The 20,836-nt window shown below is 69.9% G+C and carries 21 protein-coding genes and 1 tRNA gene; 17 read left to right on the top strand and 5 right to left on the bottom strand.

What is annotated here, in order from left to right; translation table 11 throughout:
* Positions 1-32 precede the first annotated feature (32 nt).
* Genes H1Q64_RS03370 through H1Q64_RS03360 form a run of 3 tightly spaced genes read left to right on the top strand, consistent with a single transcriptional unit; the run spans position 33 to position 4,230 of the window.
* Positions 33-953 (top strand): diguanylate cyclase, encoded by a 921-nt coding sequence (locus H1Q64_RS03370; RefSeq protein WP_237904374.1) that lies wholly within the window; start codon positions 33-35, stop codon positions 951-953.
* 31 nt (positions 954-984) lie between these two features.
* Positions 985-2,217: a molybdopterin-binding protein gene (locus H1Q64_RS03365; RefSeq protein ID WP_237904373.1), complete on the top strand. Its 1,233-nt coding sequence runs from the start codon at positions 985-987 to the stop codon at positions 2,215-2,217.
* Between the two features lie 27 nt (positions 2,218-2,244).
* A complete protein-coding gene (locus tag H1Q64_RS03360) occupies positions 2,245-4,230 on the top strand; it encodes a molybdopterin biosynthesis protein (RefSeq protein WP_237904372.1) in 1,986 nt (661 codons plus the stop codon).
* On the opposite strand, the gene H1Q64_RS03355 is transcribed toward H1Q64_RS03360, so the two are convergent.
* The 4 genes from H1Q64_RS03355 to H1Q64_RS03340 all read right to left on the bottom strand — a co-directional run bounded on the left by H1Q64_RS03355 (position 4,208) and on the right by H1Q64_RS03340 (position 6,244).
* Positions 4,208-5,110 (bottom strand): pirin family protein, encoded by a 903-nt coding sequence (locus H1Q64_RS03355; protein WP_237904371.1) that lies wholly within the window; start codon positions 5,108-5,110, stop codon positions 4,208-4,210. The genes H1Q64_RS03360 and H1Q64_RS03355 overlap by 23 nt on opposite strands.
* A gap of 89 nt (positions 5,111-5,199) precedes the next feature.
* Positions 5,200-5,478 carry a hypothetical protein gene (locus H1Q64_RS03350; protein WP_183177320.1) on the bottom strand — a complete coding sequence of 93 codons (279 nt, stop codon included), beginning with the start codon at positions 5,476-5,478 and terminating at the stop codon, positions 5,200-5,202.
* A 170-nt stretch (positions 5,479-5,648) separates the two neighbouring features.
* A tRNA-Ala gene (locus H1Q64_RS03345) sits at positions 5,649-5,724 on the bottom strand.
* Between the two features lie 127 nt (positions 5,725-5,851).
* Positions 5,852-6,244, bottom strand: coding sequence for a TIGR02300 family protein (locus H1Q64_RS03340; RefSeq protein ID WP_149164117.1), 393 nt, complete (start codon positions 6,242-6,244; stop codon positions 5,852-5,854).
* 206 nt (positions 6,245-6,450) lie between these two features.
* On the opposite strand from H1Q64_RS03340, the gene ggt reads away from it, so the two are divergent.
* The 4 genes from ggt (at position 6,451) to rpsA (ending at position 12,410) form a co-directional block, all read left to right on the top strand.
* Positions 6,451-8,229, top strand: coding sequence for a gamma-glutamyltransferase (gene ggt / locus H1Q64_RS03335; RefSeq protein WP_237904370.1), 1,779 nt, complete (start codon positions 6,451-6,453; stop codon positions 8,227-8,229).
* Positions 8,230-8,539: 310 nt separating this feature from the next.
* Positions 8,540-9,877 carry a 3-phosphoshikimate 1-carboxyvinyltransferase gene (gene aroA, locus H1Q64_RS03330; protein WP_237904369.1) on the top strand — a complete coding sequence of 446 codons (1,338 nt, stop codon included), beginning with the start codon at positions 8,540-8,542 and terminating at the stop codon, positions 9,875-9,877.
* Between the two features lie 5 nt (positions 9,878-9,882).
* Positions 9,883-10,545, top strand: a complete 663-nt coding sequence (cmk, locus tag H1Q64_RS03325) for a (d)CMP kinase (RefSeq protein ID WP_237904903.1) — start codon at positions 9,883-9,885, stop codon at positions 10,543-10,545.
* A gap of 155 nt (positions 10,546-10,700) precedes the next feature.
* On the top strand, positions 10,701-12,410 hold the full coding sequence (rpsA, locus tag H1Q64_RS03320; protein WP_035671076.1) for a 30S ribosomal protein S1: 1,710 nt from the start codon (positions 10,701-10,703) through the stop codon (positions 12,408-12,410).
* Between the two features lie 127 nt (positions 12,411-12,537).
* On the opposite strand, the gene H1Q64_RS03315 is transcribed toward rpsA, so the two are convergent.
* Entirely contained in the window at positions 12,538-13,344 is an 807-nt protein-coding gene (locus tag H1Q64_RS03315; RefSeq protein ID WP_237904368.1) for a DUF2189 domain-containing protein, read from the bottom strand.
* Positions 13,345-13,619: 275 nt separating this feature from the next.
* Here H1Q64_RS03315 and ihfB point away from each other — a divergent pair, with 275 nt between their 5' ends.
* From ihfB to upp, 10 genes are all read left to right on the top strand, one after another.
* A complete protein-coding gene (ihfB, locus tag H1Q64_RS03310; protein WP_014239239.1) occupies positions 13,620-13,904 on the top strand; it encodes an integration host factor subunit beta in 285 nt (94 codons plus the stop codon).
* Positions 13,905-13,992: 88 nt separating this feature from the next.
* The gene (locus tag H1Q64_RS03305; protein WP_038525891.1) at positions 13,993-14,382 is read left to right on the top strand and encodes a lipopolysaccharide assembly protein LapA domain-containing protein; all 390 of its coding nucleotides are present in this window, start codon (positions 13,993-13,995) and stop codon (positions 14,380-14,382) included.
* Between the two features lie 88 nt (positions 14,383-14,470).
* Positions 14,471-15,427, top strand: a complete 957-nt coding sequence (locus H1Q64_RS03300; RefSeq protein WP_014239241.1) for an ornithine cyclodeaminase family protein — start codon at positions 14,471-14,473, stop codon at positions 15,425-15,427.
* 14 nt (positions 15,428-15,441) lie between these two features.
* Complete coding sequence (locus H1Q64_RS03295) at positions 15,442-16,554, top strand: NAD(P)/FAD-dependent oxidoreductase (RefSeq protein WP_237904367.1); 1,113 nt, start codon at positions 15,442-15,444, stop codon at positions 16,552-16,554.
* Between the two features lie 109 nt (positions 16,555-16,663).
* Positions 16,664-16,807 (top strand): hypothetical protein, encoded by a 144-nt coding sequence (locus tag H1Q64_RS03290; RefSeq protein WP_014239243.1) that lies wholly within the window; start codon positions 16,664-16,666, stop codon positions 16,805-16,807.
* A gap of 48 nt (positions 16,808-16,855) precedes the next feature.
* Positions 16,856-17,476 (top strand): hypothetical protein, encoded by a 621-nt coding sequence (locus tag H1Q64_RS03285; protein ID WP_237904366.1) that lies wholly within the window; start codon positions 16,856-16,858, stop codon positions 17,474-17,476.
* Positions 17,477-17,580: 104 nt separating this feature from the next.
* Complete coding sequence (gene pyrF / locus H1Q64_RS03280) at positions 17,581-18,294, top strand: orotidine-5'-phosphate decarboxylase (protein ID WP_237904365.1); 714 nt, start codon at positions 17,581-17,583, stop codon at positions 18,292-18,294.
* 12 nt (positions 18,295-18,306) lie between these two features.
* Complete coding sequence (locus tag H1Q64_RS03275; protein ID WP_237904364.1) at positions 18,307-18,951, top strand: phosphoribosylanthranilate isomerase; 645 nt, start codon at positions 18,307-18,309, stop codon at positions 18,949-18,951.
* Between the two features lie 184 nt (positions 18,952-19,135).
* Positions 19,136-20,050, top strand: a complete 915-nt coding sequence (locus tag H1Q64_RS03270; RefSeq protein ID WP_237904363.1) for a diguanylate cyclase — start codon at positions 19,136-19,138, stop codon at positions 20,048-20,050.
* Between the two features lie 108 nt (positions 20,051-20,158).
* Positions 20,159-20,809, top strand: a complete 651-nt coding sequence (upp, locus tag H1Q64_RS03265; RefSeq protein WP_014239248.1) for a uracil phosphoribosyltransferase — start codon at positions 20,159-20,161, stop codon at positions 20,807-20,809.
* Positions 20,810-20,836 lie beyond the last annotated feature (27 nt).

Raw genomic sequence — 20,836 nt, 5'->3', positions numbered from 1 at the left:
GCCTTTCAGGAACCGGCCATCAGGAACCGAACATGACCGACGCACGCTCCAAGATCCTGGTGGTCGATGACATCCCGTCCAACGTGCATGTCCTGAGCCGCATCCTGAAGGACGAGCACGACATCTATTTCGCCACCGACGGGGCGAAGGCACTGGAGCTGGCGCAGTCCCGGCTGCCCGATCTCGTTCTGCTGGACATCATGATGCCGGGCATGGACGGCTACGAGGTCTGTTCCCGCCTCAAGTCCGATCCGATCACCCGCGATATTCCGGTCATCTTCATCTCGGCCAAGAGCGAAGTGGAGGACGAGACCTATGGGCTGGAGGTCGGCGCCATCGACTTCATCTCCAAGCCGATCAGCCCGCCGATCGTCAAGGCGCGGGTGCGCAACCACCTGCTGCTGAAGCGGCAGACCGACCTGCTGCGCACCTTGTCCTTCGCCGACGGCCTGACCGGCATCGCCAATCGCCGCCGCTTCGACGAGGTGTTGCTGCGCGAATGGCGGCGCTGTGGGCGGGTGCAGCTTCCGCTGTCGCTGATCATGCTCGATGTCGACCAGTTCAAACCCTACAACGACCATTACGGCCATCAGGCGGGCGACGAGTGCCTGCGCGCGGTGGCCCAGCTCCTGGCCGAGCAGATGATGAGGCCGGGCGACCTGATCGCCCGCTATGGCGGCGAGGAATTCGTCTGCCTGCTTCCCGAAACCGACGAGGACGGCGCGGTCCAGGTCGCCGAGCGTCTGCGCGAGACGGTGGCCGACCGCCGGCTGCCCCACGCGGTGTCCCATGTCGCCGACCACGTCACCATCAGCCTGGGCGTCGCCACTGCCCGGCCGATGCTGGACGACACCCCGGAACGGCTGACCCAGCTTGCCGACGGTCTGCTTTACGAGGCCAAGCGCGCCGGCCGCAACCGTGTGTGCAGCGGTGGTGTGGAGGTTGCGGTATAAGGGGCCGACCTGAAGCATCACGGGTGCAGCCATGAGTTCGGCAAGAGCCGGAGACGACCGCGCGACCGGGGACCGGCGTCCTTCTTCAGCGATTCCCCCCGATGTGCGTGGGCGCGGCTTTTCCAGCCGTGCCGCCCTGCCGGTCATGGAAGGCTGGATCGACGCCACCGTCGGCCCTCTGCCGCCGCGCGCCGTGGCTCTCGCCGACCTCGCCGCCATGCTGGCGGAGGGAGTGGTTCTCGCCGATCCGGTGAGCGTGCCGGGGGATTGGCCGCCCGCCGACCGGGCCGCCCGCGACGGTGTGGCGGTGGCCTCCAGCGACACGTTGGGCGCCGGCTCCTACAACCCGGTTCCGCTGCCGGGCGCCGTGACGGTCGCGGCCGGCGAGCCGATGCCGGCTGGAACCGACGCCGTCCTGCCCGTGGAGGCGATGCAGGCCGATGGTCCCTTCGTCGAGGCGCTGGGCAGCGCCGCCCCGGGCGAGGGCGTGGAGCGGCAGGGGGAGGGGCTGCGCGGCGGGACGGTCCTGCTGAAGGCCGGTCACCGCTTGCGCCCGCAGGACCTTGGATTGCTCGCCGCGCTGGGGATCGACACGGTGCGTGTCGGCGCCCGGCCGCGGGTGCGGATCGTGTTGGCCGGGGGGCCGCGGTCCGGACCCGAAACGCTGGGCGCCATGCTGACCGCCCTGGTGACGCGCGATGGCGGCGTGGCGGAACTGGTGGGACCGCTGCCGGCGAACCGCGCCGCACTGGCCGCGGCCTACGTGGCCCCCGGCGCCGACCTGACGATCTCCGCCGGGCGCACCGGGGTGGGGGAGGACGACGTGGCTCCCCTGGCGTTGGCCGAGGCGGGGCAACTCGCCCTGCACGGCGTGGCCCTGCGCCCCGGCGATTCGGCGGCGCTTGGGACGGCCGGCGGCGTGCCCGCCGTGCTGCTGCCCGGCGAACCGATGGCCTGCCTGACGGCCTATGAGCTGCTGGCCGGGCGGGCGGTGCGCCGCCTGGGCGGGCGGGACTCCGCGCTGCCGCATCCGGCGGTCCCCGCCGTGACGGTGCGCAAGCTGGTGTCGGAGATCGGCTGCACCGAACTGTACCGCGTGCGCCGGACGGCGGATGGGATGGTCGAGCCCGTCGCCTCCCCGCACCGGCCGGGTCTGGCCGGGGCGGTGCTGGCCGACGGCTTCGTGCTGATCCCCGCGGACAGCGAGGGTTTTCCCGCCGGGGCGACCGTGACCCTGCACTGTTTTGACGGTACAAATCTCTGAACGGCATCGAGCGAAGGGGGGAAGGGCGTGTCCAACCAGGACATCCGGCGAATCGACATCCGGCGTTTTGTCGCCCAGGCGGCCCGGCAGGAGCAGTTCCTCGAGGTGGTGGGCCGCGACGAGGCCGAGGCGCGATTCCGACGCCACCTCGACCTGACGCCCAAGGGGGCGGAGACGGTGCCGCTGGGCGCCGCGCTGGGCCGCGTGCTGGCCGCCGACGTGGTGGCGGAGGTCGATGTTCCGGGCTTCGACCGCTCCTCGGTGGACGGCTTCGCGGTGCGCGCCGCCGACACCCAGGGGGCGGGCGAGGACACGCCGGTCGTGCTGCGCCTGAACGAGGAGGTGCTGTCCGCCGGGCGCGTCCCGGCGCTGACCGTCGCTCCTGGCACGGCCACGGTGCTTGCCACCGGCGGCATGCTGCCGCGCGGCGCCGACGCCGTGGTGATGGTCGAGCACACCGAGTCGCACGAGGAAGGCGACGCCCTTCTGGTGGCGATCCGCAAGCCGGTGGTGCCCGGCGCCTTCGTCGCCGCCGCCGGGTCGGACATCGGGCGCGGCGAGACGGTGATGCGCCGGGGGCAACTGCTGACCTCCCGCGAGATCGGCGTTCTGGCCGCCATCGGGCGGGCCGAGGTCTCGGTGGTCCGCCGCCCCCGCGTGGCGATCCTGTCCACCGGCGACGAGATCGTCGCGCCGGGCGAGCCGATCCGGCCCGGTGCCGTCTATGATTCGAACGCCGCCATCCTGGCCGCCGCGGTGGAGGAGTTGGGCGGGGAGCCGGTCCGGCTGGGCATCGCCCGCGACGACGAGGCCGAACTGGCTCCGCTGGTCGAACAGGGTCTGGCCTGCGACGCGCTGCTGCTGTCGGGCGGAACGTCGAAGGGGGCGGGTGACCTGTCCTACCGCATCGTCAGCCGCCTGACCGATCCCGGCATCGTTGCGCACGGCGTCGCCTTGAAGCCCGGCAAGCCTCTGTGCCTGGCCGTAACGAAGGGCAAGCCGGTGGTGATCCTGCCCGGCTTCCCGACCTCCGCCATGTTCACCTTCCACGAGTTCGTCGCCCCGGTGCTGCGCGCGCTGGCCGGCCTGCCGCCCGCGGCGAAGGAGAGCGTGGACGCGACGGTGCCGATGCGGCTGGGATCGGAACGGGGCCGGACCGAATATGTGATGGTCTCGCTGGTGCGCGGGGCGGACGGCGGGCTGGCGGCCTATCCACTGTCCAAGGGCTCCGGCGCGGTGACCGCCTTCAGCGCGGCGGACGGCTTCATCGCCATCGACCCGCAGGCCGAGGCGGTGGAGGCCGGCACCCCGGTGTCGGTGCAGCGCATCGGGCGCGACACCCGTCCCGCCGACCTGATCGTGATCGGCAGCCATTGCGTCGGGCTGGACGCCATCACCGGCCGGCTGGTCGGGGAGGGGCTGACGGTCAAGACGCTGAACGTCGGTTCCATGGGCGGCCTCGCCGCCGCCCGGCGCGGCGAGTGTGACGTGGCGGCCATCCACCTGATGGACCCGAAGAGCGGTGAGTACAACCGCCCCTTCCTGACCCCGGCGCTGGGCCTCGTGACCGGCTACCGCCGCCTCCAGGGCATCGTCTTCCGCAAGGGCGATGTTCGTTTCGAAGGCAAAACGGCCGAGGAGGCCGGTCTGGCGGCGGCGCAGGACTCCGACTGCATCCTGGTCAACCGCAACGCTGGCAGCGGAACGCGCATCCTGACCGACCGGCTGCTCGGGGCCGCGCGCCCGACCGGCTACTGGTCGCAGGCCAAGTCGCACAACGCCGTGGCGGTGGCGGTGGCCCAGGGCCGCGCCGACTGGGGCGTCGCCATCGAAAGCGTCGCCACCCTCTACGGTCTGGGTTTCCTGCCCCTGCAGGCGGAGCATTACGACTTCGTGATCCCCAACGACCGCCGGGACCGGCGGGCGGTCCAGCGCTTCCTGGCAGCGCTGGCCGATCCGGCTGTGCGGGAGAAGCTGACGGCGCTCGGCTTCACCGTTCCGGAAGCGGAATGAACTCCGTCTCGCCGGGAACGGCGTCGAACCGTCCGGCCTTCCATTCGGCCTTGGCTTGTTCGATACGGTCCTGGCGGCTGGAGACGAAGTTCCACCAGATGTGGCGCGGGCCGTCCATCACGGCGCCGCCCAGCAGGATCAGGCGGGCGGCGGTTTCGGCCTCCACCGTCACCGCGTCGCCGGGACGCAGCACCAGAAGCCGTCCGGACTCGAAGCGGTCGCCGTGGATCGTGACGGTGCCGTCGGCGATGTAGAGCGCCCGCTCCTCCGTCTCGCGGTCGATGGGCAGGCGGGCGCCGGCGTCCAGCGAGGCATCGACGTACAGCGTGTCCCACAGCGTGTTCATGGGCGAACGTACACCGTACGCCTCGCCCGCGACGACGCGCAGCCGCTTGCCCTCGCCCTCCATCACCGGCAGCTCGTCGGCGCCGAGATGGACGAAGGCGGGGTCGGTTTCCTCATGGGTCTTGGGCAGGGCGACCCAGGACTGGATGCCCGACAGCAGCCGGTCGCGGCCGCGCTCGTCGGTGGCGGAGCGTTCGGAATGGGCGATGCCGCGCCCGGCGGTCATCCAGTTCACCGCCCCCGGACGGATCGGCAGCACGGTGCCCAGGCTGTCGCGGTGCAGGATCTCGCCGTCGAACAGGTAGGTGACGGTGGCCAGCCCGATGTGCGGGTGGGGGCGCACATCGATGCCTGCCCCGGCTTTCAGGATGGCCGGCCCCATCTGGTCGAGGAAGACGAACGGCCCGACCATCCGCTTGCGGACGGAGGGCAGGGCGCGCCGCACCTCGAACCCGCCGATGTCGCTGGTGCGCGGAACGACCACCGTTTCCAGCCAGCCATCCGGAGACTCGGTCGATGTTGGCACCGTCGTCATGCGTGTCCTCCCGTTCCCAAAGCCCGTTCCCAATGGTGGGTGCCACCAACAGGTGGGGACCGGCGCCGCGAATGGGAGGGGGAAAGCGTTCAGTGCTTGGGGGTGCCGCAGCCACCGCTTCCGCAGCCGCAGCCGCCAGCCGGGGCGGTGACGTGGATGGCGCCGCGCGCCGTGGCCAGCAGAACGTCCAGCGGGATGCCGGTGGCCTTGGCGAGATCGCCCAGGCTGGCGCTGTCGGGCACGCCGACGCCGGGGTTGAAGACCGGGTGGATCTGCGCCAGCCGGCTCACGGCGTCCGGATCGACGGCGTTCAACGCGCCCAGGGTGGTGTCGCCTGTCAGGGTGTTGGCGATCAGGATGTCGGCCATGGCGTGTCCGAAGCGGGAGGAAAGGGAAATCGGCGGAAGCCGACGGTGCCGCCCGACCAAAGAGCCTTCCTTGACGCCTGTCAAGACGGCGGCGACGGGAGAGGCGGGAGGAAACAGAGGCCTGAAACGCCGAAGGGCCCGCGCGGTGATGCGCAGGCCCTTCAGGTGTTTGGTGGAGCCAAGGAGGATCGAACTCCTGACCTCTACAATGCCATTGTAGCGCTCTCCCAGCTGAGCTATGGCCCCGAAACTCTGGGCGGCGAGCCTTGCGGCCTGCCTCGGTGGAGCGGGATATTGGTCAGGACGAGGGGCCGATGCAAGAAAAAAATTCGGCCCCGTCCACCTTTTTTCCGCTCACCCGGAAGAGCGCCGGTCAGCGCTCCTCCTCGTCCTCGCCTTCGACGTCGACGACCTCGTCCATGTCGTCCTCACCCAGTTCCGAAGTGTCCTCGATCAGGACATCGTCCTCGTCCTCGGGCGTCTCGTCGGTTTCCTCGATATCGTCGACGGTCACATCGTCCTCGACTTCGTCGAGTTCCGTCGACTCTTCTTCCTCGGTCTCGGTTTCCTCGTCCTCCGAGGAGACCACCGGGGCCTTCTTGACATCGTCGACCGGCGCCGGGCGCGCCTTGCGGGACTTCAGCAACGCCTCGGGATCGAACTGCGCTCCGCAGCTCGGGCACACCGGCGGGTCCTTGCGCAGATCGTAATAGCGCGCGCCACAGCTCGGGCAGATGCGCTTGACGCCCCATTCGGGTTTGGCCACGCCTCGTCCTCCGTCACGTTCCTAGGGAATGCCCAATTCGGGAATTGCAAGCCGCGCCCTTTGCCACGCCAGCGGGCGCTTGTCAAAAAAAAGTTCGCTGAATGCCGCCGTCGACGTGGCAGGTCCGGCGGCCGGTGCCAAACTTCACCCTGCGGTGGTCCTTCGGGCCGCCCACAAGGATACCATGATAATGGGGGAGGAAGCCGATGCCGATCCTGCTGTCCCGCCGCTGGCGGGCGTTGCTGTCCGCCGGGCTGCTGGCGGCGCTGCCGCTGGAGGCCTTGGCCCAGACGGCGCCGTCCACGACTCCTTCCGCGGCGGGCGACGTGGCGCCTGAGCGCGCGACCGGACGCGGCAGCCGCGGCGTCGACACCGCCACGCGCCACATGGTGGCCGCAGCGAATCCGTTGGCGGCGGAGGCCGGACGGGAAATCCTGCGGGCGGGCGGCAGCGCGGTGGACGCGGCGATCGCCGTGCAGCTCGTCCTCAATCTGGTGGAACCGCAAAGCTCCGGCGTCGGGGGCGGCGCCTTCCTGGTTCATTACGATGCCGCAACGAAAGTGGTGACCTCCCTCGACGGGCGCGAGACGGCGCCGGCCGCGGCGACTCCGGAGCGTTTCCTGGGGGCGGACGGCAAGCCGATGCCCTTCTACGACGCGGTGGTCGGCGGGCGGTCCGTCGGGGTGCCGGGCACGGTGATGCTGCTGGAGCATGCCCACCGCACGCACGGCAAACTGCCCTGGCCCCGCCTGTTCGAGCGCGCCATCGCGCTGGCCGAGACCGGCTTCACGGTCAGCCCGCGGCTGAACGGCCAGCTGGCTATGGAAAAGCACCTGCCGGCCAACCCCACGGCGCGCGCCTATTTCTACCAGCCGGACGGCACGCCCTGGCCGGTCGGCCATGTCTTGAAGAACCCGGAGTTCGCGGCAACCCTGCGCGCCATTGCGGAGAAAGGCTCCGCCGCCTTCTACGAGGGGCCGGTCGCCGCCGACCTCGTCAAGGCGGTGACCAGCCATCCCACCAACCCCGGCGACATGACCGAGGCCGACCTGAAGGCCTACCGGGTGAAGGAGCGGGAGCCGGTCTGCGGCCCCTACCGCGCCTATACCCTGTGCGGCATGGGGCCGCCCAGCTCCGGCGGGGTCGCGGTGCTGCAGATGCTGGCCTTCCTGGAGGGCCGCGACATGGCCGCCACCCGCGGCGATCCGGCGCTGGCGGCGCACTGGATGTCGGAGGCCGGGCGACTCGCCTTCGCCGACCGCGGCCTCTATCTCGCCGACCCGGATTTCGTATCGGTGCCGGTGAAGGGGCTGCTCGACCGCGGCTATCTGGCGAGCCGCGCTGCCCTGGTCGGCGAGCGGTCGATGGGCAAGGCCCAGCCGGGCGAGCCGCCCTTCAAGCATGGCCGTGCCTGGGGCTTTGCCGAGGCCGAGGAGCATGGCACCAGCCACATCTCCGTGGTGGACGGGGCGGGCAACGCGGTCGCCATGACCACCACCATCGAGGACGGCTTCGGCTCCCGCCTGATGGTGCGCGGCTTCCTGCTGAACAACGAGCTGACCGACTTCGCCTTCACCCCGACGGAGGACGGCAAGCCGGTCGCCAACCGGGTGGAGCCGGGCAAGCGCCCGCGCAGCTCGATGGCGCCGACCCTGGTCTTCCGCGACGGCGCCCTGGTGGCCTCGGTGGGGTCGCCGGGCGGAAGCAACATCATCAACTACGTGGGCAAGACGCTGGTCGCGCTGCTGGACTGGAATCTCGACCCGCAGGCGGCGGTGGACGCCCCCAACTTCGGCAGCCGCAACGGCCCGACCGAGCTGGAGCAGGGCACCGAGGCGGAAGGCTGGATCGCGGCGCTGGAGGCGCGGGGGCACACGGTCAAGGCGATGGAGCTGACCTCCGGCACCCAGGCGATCGTGGTGACCGGCCAGGGACTGTCCGGCGGCGCCGACACCCGGCGCGAGGGGGTGGCGGTCGGCGACTGATCGCGGGAGCGGTCAGGGGCACGTTCGAATGGTTCGGTCGCGGCTTTGGCGGACAAGATCGACACGGATTTCACGGATCAGGGCACGGATTTCACGGATCTTTGCCGATCACGGGACGCTGCGCTGCGCCCAGCCGCCCGGTTCCGGGAAATCCGGTTTCAATCCGTGAAATCCGTGTCGATTCTTGCCCGCATTGCCTGCACGCGGCTTTCAGCCAATCACCCTGTGGGAGCCGCGCATCGCTCGCATCGCCCTTCCCGCTGTGCTAGGTACTCCGCCCTGGTCACATTCTTGTCTGGGGAGCCCTCCCATGCTGCAGGCGAAGCCGCTTCGCTCATCCTCCACCGGCGCGCTGGCCGGCACCATCCGCGTGCCGGGCGACAAGTCGATCTCGCACCGGTCGCTGATGCTGGGTGCCGTTGCGGTGGGCGAAACCGTCATCCACGGCCTGCTGGAAGGGGAGGACGTGCTGAACACCGCCGCCGCCATGCGCCTGCTGGGCGCCCAGGCGGAGCGCGGCGGGGACGGGGTGTGGCGCGTGCGCGGCGTCGGTCTGGGCGGTCTGGGCGAGCCGGCGCAGGTGCTCGACATGGGCAACAGCGGCACGGCGGCGCGCCTGCTGATGGGCCTCGTCGCGTCGCACCCGATCACCTGCGTCTTCACCGGCGACGCCTCGCTGAACAAGCGCCCGATGGCCCGCGTGACCGGCCCGCTGGAGCAGATGGGCGCGCGCTTCGTCGGGCGGTCCGGCGGTCGGCTTCCGCTGACCGTGGTCGGCAGCGACCGCACCGTTCCGATCACCTACCGCCTGCCGGTGGCTTCCGCCCAGGTGAAGTCGGCGATCATCCTGTGCGGACTGAACACCGCCGGCACCACCACCGTGATCGAGGCGGAGCCGACCCGCGACCACACCGAGCTGATGCTGCGCCATTTCGGCGCCACCGTGACGACCGAGCGGATGGAGGACGGCGCGCTCGCCGTGTCCGTCGTCGGCCAGCCGGAGCTGACCGGGCGCGAGATCGTCGTGCCCGCCGACCCCAGCTCCGCCGCCTTCCCGGCGGTCGCGGCGCTGCTGCGCCCCGGATCGGGGCTGCTGCTCCCCGGCGTCGGCATGAACCCGCGCCGCACCGGCCTCTACGACACGCTGGTGGAGATGGGTGCCGACATCGCCTTCGAGAATCGTCGCGACGAGGCGGGCGAGCCGGTGGCCGACCTGCGGGTCAAGCACGGACCGCTGAAGGGCATTGTCGTCCCGGCGCACCGCGCCCCCAGCATGATCGACGAATACCCGATCCTCGCCGCCGCCGCCGCCTGCGCGGAGGGCACCACCGTCATGCTCGGCCTGAAGGAGCTGCGCGTGAAGGAGAGCGACCGCCTCGCCATGGTGGCCGACGGGTTGACCAAGTGCGGCGTGAAGGTCGAGGTCGGGGCCGACGACAGTCTGACCGTCTACGGCACCGGCAAGCCGCCGCAGGGCGGCGCCACCGTCGCCACCGCCATGGACCACCGCATCGCCATGAGCTTCCTGGTTCTGGGCATGGCCACATCCGAGCCGGTGCAGGTGGACGACGGCGCCTTCATCGACACCAGCTTCCCCGGCTTCGTCGCTCTGATGAACGGCGTCGGCGCCAAGATCGCGGGGGCGTGAGGGCGATGGGTCTGGTCATCGCCATCGACGGCCCGGCGGCGGCGGGCAAGGGCACGCTGTCCAAGCGGATCGCCCAGGCCTACGGCTTCGCGCATCTCGACACCGGGGCGCTCTACCGTGCCGTCGGCGTCGGCGTCCTGCGCGCGGGCGGCGACCCGGCGGACGCGGAGGCGGCGGCGCAGGCCGCCCGCGCGTTGCGGCCGGAGGACGGCATCCTGAACGACCCGGCTCTGCGCAACGACGAGGCGGCGCAGGCGGCCTCCAAGGTCGCCGTGGTGCCGGCGGTGCGGGCCGCCCTGCTCGATTTTCAGCGGCGCTTCGCCGCGGCCCCGCCCGGCGGCGCGCCGGGGGCGGTGCTGGACGGGCGGGACGTCGGAACGGTCGTATGCCCGAACGCCGATGCCAAGCTGTTCGTTACCGCTTCGGTGGAGGTGCGGGCCGAACGGCGACTCAAGGAGTTGCGGGAACGCGGGATTCCGGCTATACCGTCTGACGTCCTGGAGGACATGAAGGCCCGTGACGCGCGCGACAGCCAGAGGACGGTAGCACCGCTCCTGCCGGCTGCCGACGCTTTTGTGCTTGATACCTCCGCCCTCGACGCCGACCAGGCGTTCGCAGCGGCGACCGCCTTTATCGGAACGAAAACCGGTTTCGGCCCCAAGGTCTGAGCATCAGGGTCCGGGCGCTTCGGCCCTCCAAAGGAACATATGTCAACCAAGTCGCCGGGCGTGGTGCCCGGCGCGGTGGTCCCATCGGGGGCCGGCCCGTTTTGCCGCGGGACGGACCATGGCGGGATCGCTTTCGGCCAACCTTAGGAGTTTCAATGGCACAAGCTATGGCCCGGACCGGCGAGAAGGAAAGCTTTGCGGCTCTGCTCGAGGAGTCGCTCGGCACGGCCGAGTCCCTCGAAGGCTCGGTCGTCAAGGGGCGCGTCGTCTCCGTCGAGAACGACATGGTCACCATCGACGTCGGCCTGAAGTCGGAAGGCCGCGTCGCGCTGAAGGAATTCGCCGTTGCCGGCCAGCCGCCCGAGATGAAGGCGGGCGACACGGTCGAGGTGTATCTGGAGCGCATGGAAGACAAGAACGGCGAAGCCGTTCTGTCGCGTGAGAAGGCCAAGCGCGAAGAGGCCTGGGCGCTGCTGGAGAAGTCCTTCCAGGACCAGACCCGCGTCACCGGCGTCATCTTCGGCCGCGTCAAGGGCGGCTTCACCGTCGACCTGTCGGGCGCCGTGGCGTTCCTGCCGGGTTCGCAGGTGGACATCCGTCCGGTCCGCGACATCTCCCCGCTGCTGGGCACCCCGCAGCCGTTCCAGATCCTGAAGATGGACCGCTCGCGCGGCAACATCGTCGTGTCGCGTCGCGCCGTGCTCGAAGAGAGCCGCGCCGAGGCCCGTTCGGAGCTGGTGGCCAACCTCAAGGAAGGCCAGGTTCTGCAGGGTGTGGTCAAGAACATCACCGACTACGGCGCGTTCGTGGATCTGGGTGGCGTCGACGGCCTGCTGCACGTCACCGACATCGCGTGGCGCCGCATCAACCACCCGTCCGAGGCCCTGCAGATCGGCCAGACCGTCACGGTCCAGGTCATCCGCTTCAACCCGGAGACCCAGCGCATCAGCCTCGGCATGAAGCAGCTCGAGGCCGATCCGTGGGAAGGCGTGGAAGCCAAGTACCCGGTCAGCTCGCGGTTCAAGGGCCGCGTCACCAACATCACCGACTACGGCGCCTTCGTGGAGCTGGAGCCGGGGATCGAGGGCCTGGTGCACGTCTCGGAGATGTCCTGGACGAAGAAGAACGTCCATCCGGGCAAGATCGTGTCGACTTCGCAGGAAGTCGAGGTCATGGTCCTGGACGTCGATCCGCAGAAGCGCCGCATCAGCCTGGGCCTCAAGCAGTGCCTGGACAACCCGTGGGAGACCTTCCTCGACAAGTTCGGCCCGGGCACGGAGCTGGAAGGCGAGGTCAAGAACATCACCGAGTTCGGTCTGTTCGTCGGTCTGCCGGGCGACATCGACGGCATGGTCCACATGTCCGACCTCGACTGGAACAAGTCGGGTGAGGAGGCCATCGCCGAGTACAAGAAGGGCGACCGCGTCAAGGTCAAGGTCCTGGACGTCGACGTCGAGAAGGAGCGCATCTCCCTCGGCATCAAGCAGCTCGCGAACGATCCGTTCGAGGCTGCCACGGCCGGCCTGAAGAAGAACGAGGTCGTCACCTGCACCGTCACCCAGGTCACCGACGGTGGCATCGAGGTCACGGTCGGCGAGGGCTACACCGGCTTCATCCGCAAGTCGGACCTGTCCCGCGACCGTTCGGAGCAGCGTCCGGACCGCTTCGCCGTCGGCGAGAAGGTCGACGCGAAGGTCACCCAGATCGACCGCGGCTCCCGCCGCATCTCGCTGTCCATCAAGGCCCGCGAGATGGAGGAGGAGAAGCAGGCGATGGCCGAGTACGGTTCGTCCGACTCGGGCGCCTCGCTGGGCGACATCCTGGGTGCGGCTCTGAAGCGCAAGCAGCAGACCGGCGAAGAGTAAGGTCCTTCCCATCTCCCTCCCTCGCGTCAGCGGGGGAGGGTCGGGGAGGGAGCCCGCCTCTCGCACTTGGTTACGAAAAAGCCGCCGCGGTCACCCCGCGGCGGCTTTTTCCTTTTTCAAACCGCTCTCACCCCTCCTCGTCCTCCTTGATGAGGTCGCGGTAGGCGTGCCAGCTCGCGTGCCCGACCAGGGGCAGGGCGACGATCAGGCCGAGGAAGCCGGTCAGCAGCCCGGCGCCGGTGATCAGCACGATCAGCCCGGCCCACAGCGCCATGACGCGTGGGTTGCGCAGCACGGCCATCGCTGAGGCCAGCGCCGCGGCGAAGACGTCCACCGGTCGGTCCATCATCATCGGCAGTGCGGTGACGTTGGTGATGAAGGCGAAGGCGGCGAAGGCGAAGCCTAGCGCCGTGATGAAGGCGGTGAAGACCAGACCGTCCAAGCTGAACATCTGCGCCACGAAATGATCGAGCGCGATGGCCTCGTGCGGGAAGAACAGGGCGAAGGCCACCACGTTCATCCGCGCCCAGATCATCACATAGAGCATCAGGATCAGGCCGGCGGTCAGGATGTGGTAGGGGTTGGCCCGCCACGCGGTCAGCGCCCGCCACAGGCTGGGCCGCCGCCCCTCCTCGACGTCCTTGGAGATTCGGTAGAGGCCGAGCGCCAGGAGCGGGGCGATCAGCAGGAAGGCGCCGATCATCGGCGCGATCAGATAGGCCATCCCGGCCAGGACCAACCCGCCGGTCAGCGCGAAGCCGATGGCGACGAAGAGGGCGCCGTAGGCGAGGCTGACCCAGCCCGACGCCCGCAGGTCCATCCAGCCCGCCCGCAGCCAGCCCAGTGCCTGGGCGGTGGTGACGGTGCGGACGCGATCCGCGTAGGGCAGGCCGGCCAGCGGGTCGGCGGGGCCGGTGTGATGGGCGTGCGTCATGGCGAACCTCCAACCGCGTCCCTTCAACCGCATCCGGCGACCGGGACCGTTCCAACCATGTCATCGGAAATGGTGAGTTCAAAGGCAATCCGTAAGACGGATTAATCTTATTTCGAACCTTTTTCCCGGAGGCCATCGGGCAAGCCGGAGCGTTGCCGGGAAAAGGGTTCCGCCAGAAAGGCTTAGCTTGACGGTCACTGGACCCGGTGGCACGCTTGCGCGCAGGTCAAGGAGCGCGGTCCAAGGGCGCTCGAACCGGGGGAAACGGAATCGCCATGACCAAATCAGAGCTGATTCAACGGCTCGCGGAGCGCAATCCGCACCTGTACCAGCGCGACATCGAAAAGATCGTCGGCACCATCTTCGACGAGATCTCCGAGGCGCTCGCCCGCGGCGACCGGGTGGAGCTGCGCGGGTTCGGCGCCTTCTCCGTCAAGCGCCGCGACGCCCGCACCGGCCGAAACCCGCGCACGGGTGAAGCCGTCGAGGTGGGCGAGAAGGCGATCCCCTTCTTCAAGACCGGAAAACAGTTGCGCGAGCGCTTGAACACCGACGAATGATGTCCGTTCATTGACAGCCCGTCACTGAGTCGTCGGAGCGGACCCGGCGCTGCCCCGGCCCCCGATCATGGATACGAGGACCACACCCGTGCGTTTCATCGCCCTCATCATCGCCGTTCCCATCGCGCTGGCCGCGGTGCTGTTCGCCATTTCCAACCGTGGCCTGGTCACGCTGTCGCTCTGGCCGCTGCCCTTCACGCTGGAGGTTCCGGTCTACCTCGCCACGCTGGTGGCGCTGGTGATCGGCTTCCTGGCCGGCGGAGTCGTCGCCTGGAACGCCCAACGCCGCCACCGCCGCCGCGCCCGCCGCTCCTCGGACCGCGTCTCCTATCTGGAGCGCGAGCTGAAGGAGACGCAGGCCCGCGCCGCCGCCGCGGAGAAGCGTCTGGCCGAGATGAACCGTCCGCTGTCCGGCACCGCCGGCCTGCCCGCGGTGACCGGGTCCGGCGCCGCCCTGCCGGCGACCACGGTCCACTGACCGCTCGCCGGTAACCCCCTCGGCCTCCCGTCCGGCTGGGGGGCGGGAGGGGGGTTCCGCTTTGCCGGACCTGTGGAGGGAGCCGCCGATGCGCACCGTCACCGGAGCCGAGCTGAAATCCGTCCTGCACTTCCGCATGCTGATCGAGCGCATGCGGCAGACCTTCCGCGCCGGGGTCGAGGTGCCGATGCGGCACCACCACACGGTCGAGACCTATGGCCAGAGCGACGGCACGCTGCTGCTGATGCCGGCGTGGCAGGTCAACCAGTCCATCGGCGTCAAGGTGGTGACCGTCTTCCCTGACAATGGGGCGAAGGATCTGCCGGCGGTGCAGGGCCTCTATCTGCTGATGGACGGCAAGACGGGAATGCCCCAGGCGGTTCTGGACGGCACCGCCCTGACCAAGCGGCGCACCGCGGCGGCCTCCGCGCTCGCCGCCTCCTACCTCGCGCGGCCCGACTCGGAACGGTTGCTGATGGTCGGCACCGGGGCGCTGGCCCCCGAACTGATCGAGGCCTTCGCCACCGTCCTGCCGATCAAGCATGTCCTGGTCTGGGGCCGCAGCCTTGAGAAGGCGAAGAAGGTGGCCAGCCGCTTCCACCGCCCGAAATTCCGCATCGAGGCCACCGCCGACCTGGAGGGGGCGGTGCGCGGCGCCCAGGTGATCTCCTGCGCCACGCTGGCGAAGGAGCCGCTGATCCGTGGCGAATGGCTTCAGCCGGGCGCGCATCTCGACCTCGTCGGCGGCTTCACCCCGGAGATGCGCGAGGCGGACGACGACTGCATCCGCCGTTCCCGCGTCTTCGTGGACACCCGCGAGGGGGCCTGCAAGGAAGCGGGCGACATCGTCCAGCCGATGAAGGCCGGCATCCTGACCGACGCGGACATCGCCGGCGACCTCTACGACCTGACCCGCGGCCAGCGCGCCGGGCGCCGCTTCTACGACCAGATCACCCTGTTCAAGTCGGTCGGCACCGCACTGGAGGACCTCTGCGCCGCCCAGTTGGCGGTGGAGATGGTGATCCACAACGACACGATCCGCTAAGGCGTTTTTCCATCATGACTCTCCGCATCACCGTCGTCGGCGCCGGCATCATGGGGCTGTGCACGGCCTGGGCGTTGGCCCGCGCCGGGCACGAGGTCGCGGTCTTCGACCAGGGCCAAGTGCCCAACCCCTTCGGCAGCTCCGTGGACCAGCACCGGCTGTTCCGCCACGCCTACGGCGCCAGCGCCGGCTACGCCCGCATGGCCGACACCGCCTTCCAGGCGTGGGAGCGGCTGTGGGGCGACCTGGGCGAACGGCTGCTCGTCCCCAGCGGCACGCTCTGCACCGCCTCGGCGGAGGACGGGCGGCGCTGGCTGGCCGACAGCGTCGATGTGCTGGAATCGCTGGGCCATCCCTTCCGCCGCCTGACTCCGGCGCAGATCGCCGCGGAATTCCCATTGGTCGACGCCAGCGCGGTGGCGGAAGGGCTGCATTTGGAGTCGGGCGGCGTGCTGCTCGCCGGGCGCATCGTGGAGCTGCTCAGCCACCATCTGAACGCGCTGGGGGTGACGGTCCACGCGCGTGCCCCCGTGACGGCGATCGACGCGGAGCGCGCCACCGTGACGCTCGCCGACCGCCGGACCATCGGCGCCGACGCGCTGGTGGTCGCCGGTGGGGCCTGGGTGACGAAGCTGCTGCCGGAGACGGCGGCGCGCCTGACCCCCTCGCGGCAGGTCGTGGCCTATCTGATGCCGCCGGAGGGGCTGCGCGGCGTCTGGGCCAAGGCGCCGATGCTGATCGACGCGGATGGGGAAAGCGGGGTCTACGTCGTTCCCCCGGTGGCCGGCACGACGATGAAGGCGGGCGACCACCGATTCTCGCGCGTCGGCGACCCGGACACCGAGCGCGATCCCGATCCGGACGAGGCGCGCGACGTGCTGGACCGTGCCCGCCGGGTGCTGGCGGACGGCCACCGCTACAGCCTTGCCAACGCGGCGACCTGCTTCTACACGGTGACCGACGACGAGCGCTTCGTGGTCGAGCCGCTGTCCGCCCGCTGCTGGCTCATGAGCGCCTGCTCCGGCCACGGCTTCAAGTTCGCCCCGGCGCTGGGCGAGGCGCTGGCCGCCGCCATAGCCGATCCGGTGCGGGCGTCCGAACTGCCGGACTGGGCCGCCGGGCGCTGACTCCCGGTGCTGACCCTTGGGAACCGGCGGAACGGTGCGGCTCCACCCCTGTTGAGAGGGCAATCAGCCTGTGTTGGCTGAAGCCTTACCGACAGGGAGTGAAGCATCCATGGCCGACGAACCTCGCAAAGTGGGTGTCTATGACACGGACGGCAACCGGACGGCGACGGGCGGTGCGGCCGGCTCCATGAACTGGTGGGTCATCGCGCTGGTCGTGCTGGTGGTCCTCGCCCTCCTCTATTTCTTCCTCTGACTCTGATTCCGGACCACGTCCGGATCGGACCAGCACAGGAGCGGGTTCATGAACAAGAAGACCATTGTCGCGCTGTATGACGATCTGTCCGGCGCCGAACGCGCGCTGAGCGAACTCGAAGCCGCCAATCTGCGGCAGGACTTCACCATGATGGGCGCCGACAGCGCGAAGCTGGGCTCCTCGGCCAGTCTGGCCACCGAAAACCGGCTGGAAAGCTGGCGCCACTCCGCCGACTTCGGGGAGGACCCGAATTTCGACGCCCGTGACCGCCGCGTCTCCATGCTGACCGGCGTCGGCGTGACGAGGGAGGACGCGGAGGTCTTCGCGGAGGGCGTACGCCGCGGCGGCGTGCTGCTGGTCGGCCGGGTCGAGGAGGCGATGTGCGACTCCGCGCTCGCCGTCATGCAGCGCCATGGCTCGGTGGACATCCCCGGCCGGGCGCAGGGCTACCGCGAGGCCGGCTGGAGCGGCTATGACGCCGCCACCGCCGATTACGACAGCGCGCAGGTCGCCGAGGAGCGCCGCCGCGCCGCCGCCGCCTCGTTGCGCGACATCAACACACAGGGCGCCAACCCGGCGGCGGGCGCTCCGGCGGCCACGCCGACCGCGACTCCGATGGGCACCCCGGCGACTCCGCCGACCGGGCGCGTCGACGTGCACCGCGAATAGCGGTCCCGCTCCGCTCTTCGGCCCCGGAAGTCTGGTGATTGCCGCCGGCCCTTGTTAGGCTGCGCGCCATCACCACCTTCCAGGGTCCGGAGAGCCGTTTTCCCATGAGCACGCCCAGCATCGCGCCCGCCTCGCGCATCTTCTGCGCCGTCGACACGACCGACCTCGACACCGCCCGTGACCTCGGCCGGCGGATCGCTGGGGTGGTCGGCGGGATCAAGCTGGGGCTGGAGTTCTTCATCGCCCATGGCCCGGCGGGCATCCGCGCGGTGATCGGCGAGGATGGCCCGCCGCTGTTCCTCGATCTCAAGCTGCACGACATCCCCAACACGGTGGCGGGAGGCATCCGGGCGGCGTTGCCGCTGAAGCCCGCCTTCCTGACCATCCACACCTCCGGCGGCCCGGCGATGATGCGCGCGGCGGCGGACGCCGCGGCCAGCGCGGGTGCGGACCGTCCGAAGATCCTCGCCGTCACCGTGCTGACCAGCATGGACGCCGCCGACCTCCAGGCCGTCGGGCAGAGCGTCCCGGTGGCCGATCAGGTGAAGCGGCTGGCGCTGCTCGCCAAGGACTCGGGGGTGGATGGCGTCGTCTGCTCCCCCGCCGAGGTGGCGCTGATCCGCGAGGCCTGCGGACCGGACTTCATCCTGATGGTGCCGGGCATCCGCCCCGCCTGGGCTGCCGCCAACGACCAGAAGCGCGTCATGACCCCCGCCGAGGCGTTGGCCGCCGGGGCGGACCATCTGGTCATCGGGCGCCCGATCACCGGCGACGCCGATCCGGAAGCCGCCGCCCGACGCATCGTTTCGGAACTGTAAGGACCCTTCCCCATGCCCGTCAGCGTGAAGATCTGCGGCCTCACCGAGCCCCTGTCGCTGCACGCCGCGGTCGCCGGCGGGGCGCGCTATGTCGGCTTCGTCTTCTACCCGCCGAGCCCGCGCTCCATAGCGCCGTCCATGGCGGCAGAGCTGGCGCGGCTGGTCCCGACGGGCGTGCGCACGGTCGGGCTGTTCGTCGATCCGGAGAACGACTTCCTGGAGCATGTGGTCAGCCAAGTCCCCTTCGACCTGATCCAGCTTCACGGCAAGGAGACGCCGCGGCGCATCGCCGAGGTGAAGGCGGCCTTCAACATCCCGGTGATGAAGGCGATCAAGGTTGGCGGGCCGGAGGATCTGGCCGCCGCGCTGGAGGCCGCCGAGGTCGCCGACCGGCTGCTGTTCGACGCCAAGCCGCCGGCCAAGGTGTCGGCCCTGCCGGGCGGCAACGGCATCGCCTTCGACTGGACGCTGCTCGCCGGGCGGAGCTGGCCGAAACCCTGGATGCTGTCCGGCGGGCTGAGGCCGGAAAACGCGGCGGAGGCGGTGCGGACGACCGGCGCCACGGCGCTCGACGTGTCGTCGGGCGTGGAGGACCGTCCCGGCCACAAGGACCCGGAGCTGATCCGGCGCTTCCTGGACAGCGTGGCCGGGCTGTGACGTCGCGTCGCGGCAAGACATTTGAATAAAATTTGATGTTGCCGCAGGGCTTTCCCTTTTGGCGGATGGGCACAACTTAATCGCACGACCGGGTTGCGGACCTGGGGTATGATTTCGTGCGATACTGTTGGCATCCATGGGCCGCGACCGGTGGATGTGTCCGAAGGGAAGCCGTGCAAGCCCGATGACCAGCTCGTCCGACACACGCTCGCCATCCGACAGCCTCGGCCTCGTCCTCGACGAGCATTTGCGATGGATCGGGCAGTGGCACCGCGCGATCTTCTTCCGCGGCGGGCAGGGGGGTGAGCGGGTGTCGGCCCCGGCCTCCTTCGCGGCGTGGTGCGTGGCGGTCAACGCCGACGATCTGGCCCACCAGCCCGCCGTGGAGAAGCTGGTCACCCTGCATGAGCAGATGCACCGCAAGGCCAAGCTGCTTCTGCTGAAGGCGGCCGGCGGCGAGAGCCCGACCGAGGCCGACTACGAGGGGGTGATCGCCCGCTTCGAGGAGTTCGTCCTGCATCTGCGCCGGGTCGAGCGCGCCTTCGGGGCGGCGGCGAGCGGGCTGGACCCCTTGACCGGCCTGCGCACCCGCCGCGGCATGCAGGAGGCGTTGGAGCGCGAGCACAACCGCTTCCGCCGCAACGGTCCGGCCTTCTGCGTCGCCATCTGCGACATCGACCGCTTCAAGGGCATCAACGACACCTACGGCCACGACATCGGCGACCGCGTCCTGGCCGCCACCGCCGCCGCCATCAGCCGGGGCATCCGCAGCTTTGACGAGGCCTTCCGCATGGGCGGCGAGGAGTTCCTGATCTGCCTGAAGGAAACCGGCCTCGCCGAGGGCTTCCGGGTCATCGAGCGGTTGCGCGGCGAGCTGGCGCGGACCCCGGTGACGCTGCCGGACGGGCGGCGGATCGCGGTCACCGCCTCCTTCGGGCTGGTCGAGGCCGGGGAGGATCTGCCGGTGGAGGAGATGGTGGTCCGCGCCGACCGCGCCCTCTATCAGGCGAAGAACAGCGGCCGCAACCGCGTGGTCCGCCACGGGGTCGACCAGCCGGAGGGTGTGGCGGGGCGACCGGCGCTTCCCAACCGCCGCTGATTTTCGTTTCCCGAGCGGTGCATCCGGCGGGATCGCTTAAGGGCGGCTTGGCCGAAGCGGGTCCGCCGGGTTAGGATCGGGGTCTATACAGGCCGCGGCACGAGATCCATGCGCACCCACACCGAATTTCCCAATCTGTTCATCCTCGACCACCCGCTGATCCAGCACAAGCTGACGCTGATGCGGGCCAAGGAACGCTCCACCGGCGGTTTCCGCACCCTGCTGCGCGAGATTTCGCTGCTGATGGGCTATGAGATCACCCGCGACCTGCCTTTGACGACCGAGCGGATCGACACGCCGCTCCAGCCCATGGACGCGCCGGTCATCGCCGGCAAGAAGCTGGCCATCGTGCCGGTGCTGCGTGCCGGCCTCGGCATGGCCCAGGGCCTGCACGAGCTGGTGCCGTCGGCGCGCGAGGGGCACATCGGCCTCTACCGCGACCACGACACCAAGATGCCGCACGAGTATCTGGTGAAGCTGCCGGAGGCGGAAGGCCGCCTGTTCATCGTCGTGGACCCGATGCTGGCGACCGGCAACTCCGCCGTCCACGCCTGCGACGTGCTCAACCGCCACGGCGTGGACGACGAGAACATCCGCTTCATGGCGCTTGTGGCGGCGCCCGAGGGCATGCGCGTCTTCGCCGCCGCCCACCCGCGGGTGAAGGTCTTCACCGCTTCGCTCGACAGCCATCTGGACGAGAACGCGTACATCGTCCCCGGCCTGGGCGACGCCGGCGACCGCATGTTCGGCACCAAGTAACCACAAACAGCGGCCGCATCCCTGTCA

This window comes from Azospirillum brasilense, assembly GCF_022023855.1.
Classification (GTDB): domain Bacteria; phylum Pseudomonadota; class Alphaproteobacteria; order Azospirillales; family Azospirillaceae; genus Azospirillum; species Azospirillum brasilense_F.
The sequence above is the reverse complement of the archived record's forward strand: the minus strand, read 5'-3'. Positions and strand labels throughout refer to the sequence as shown.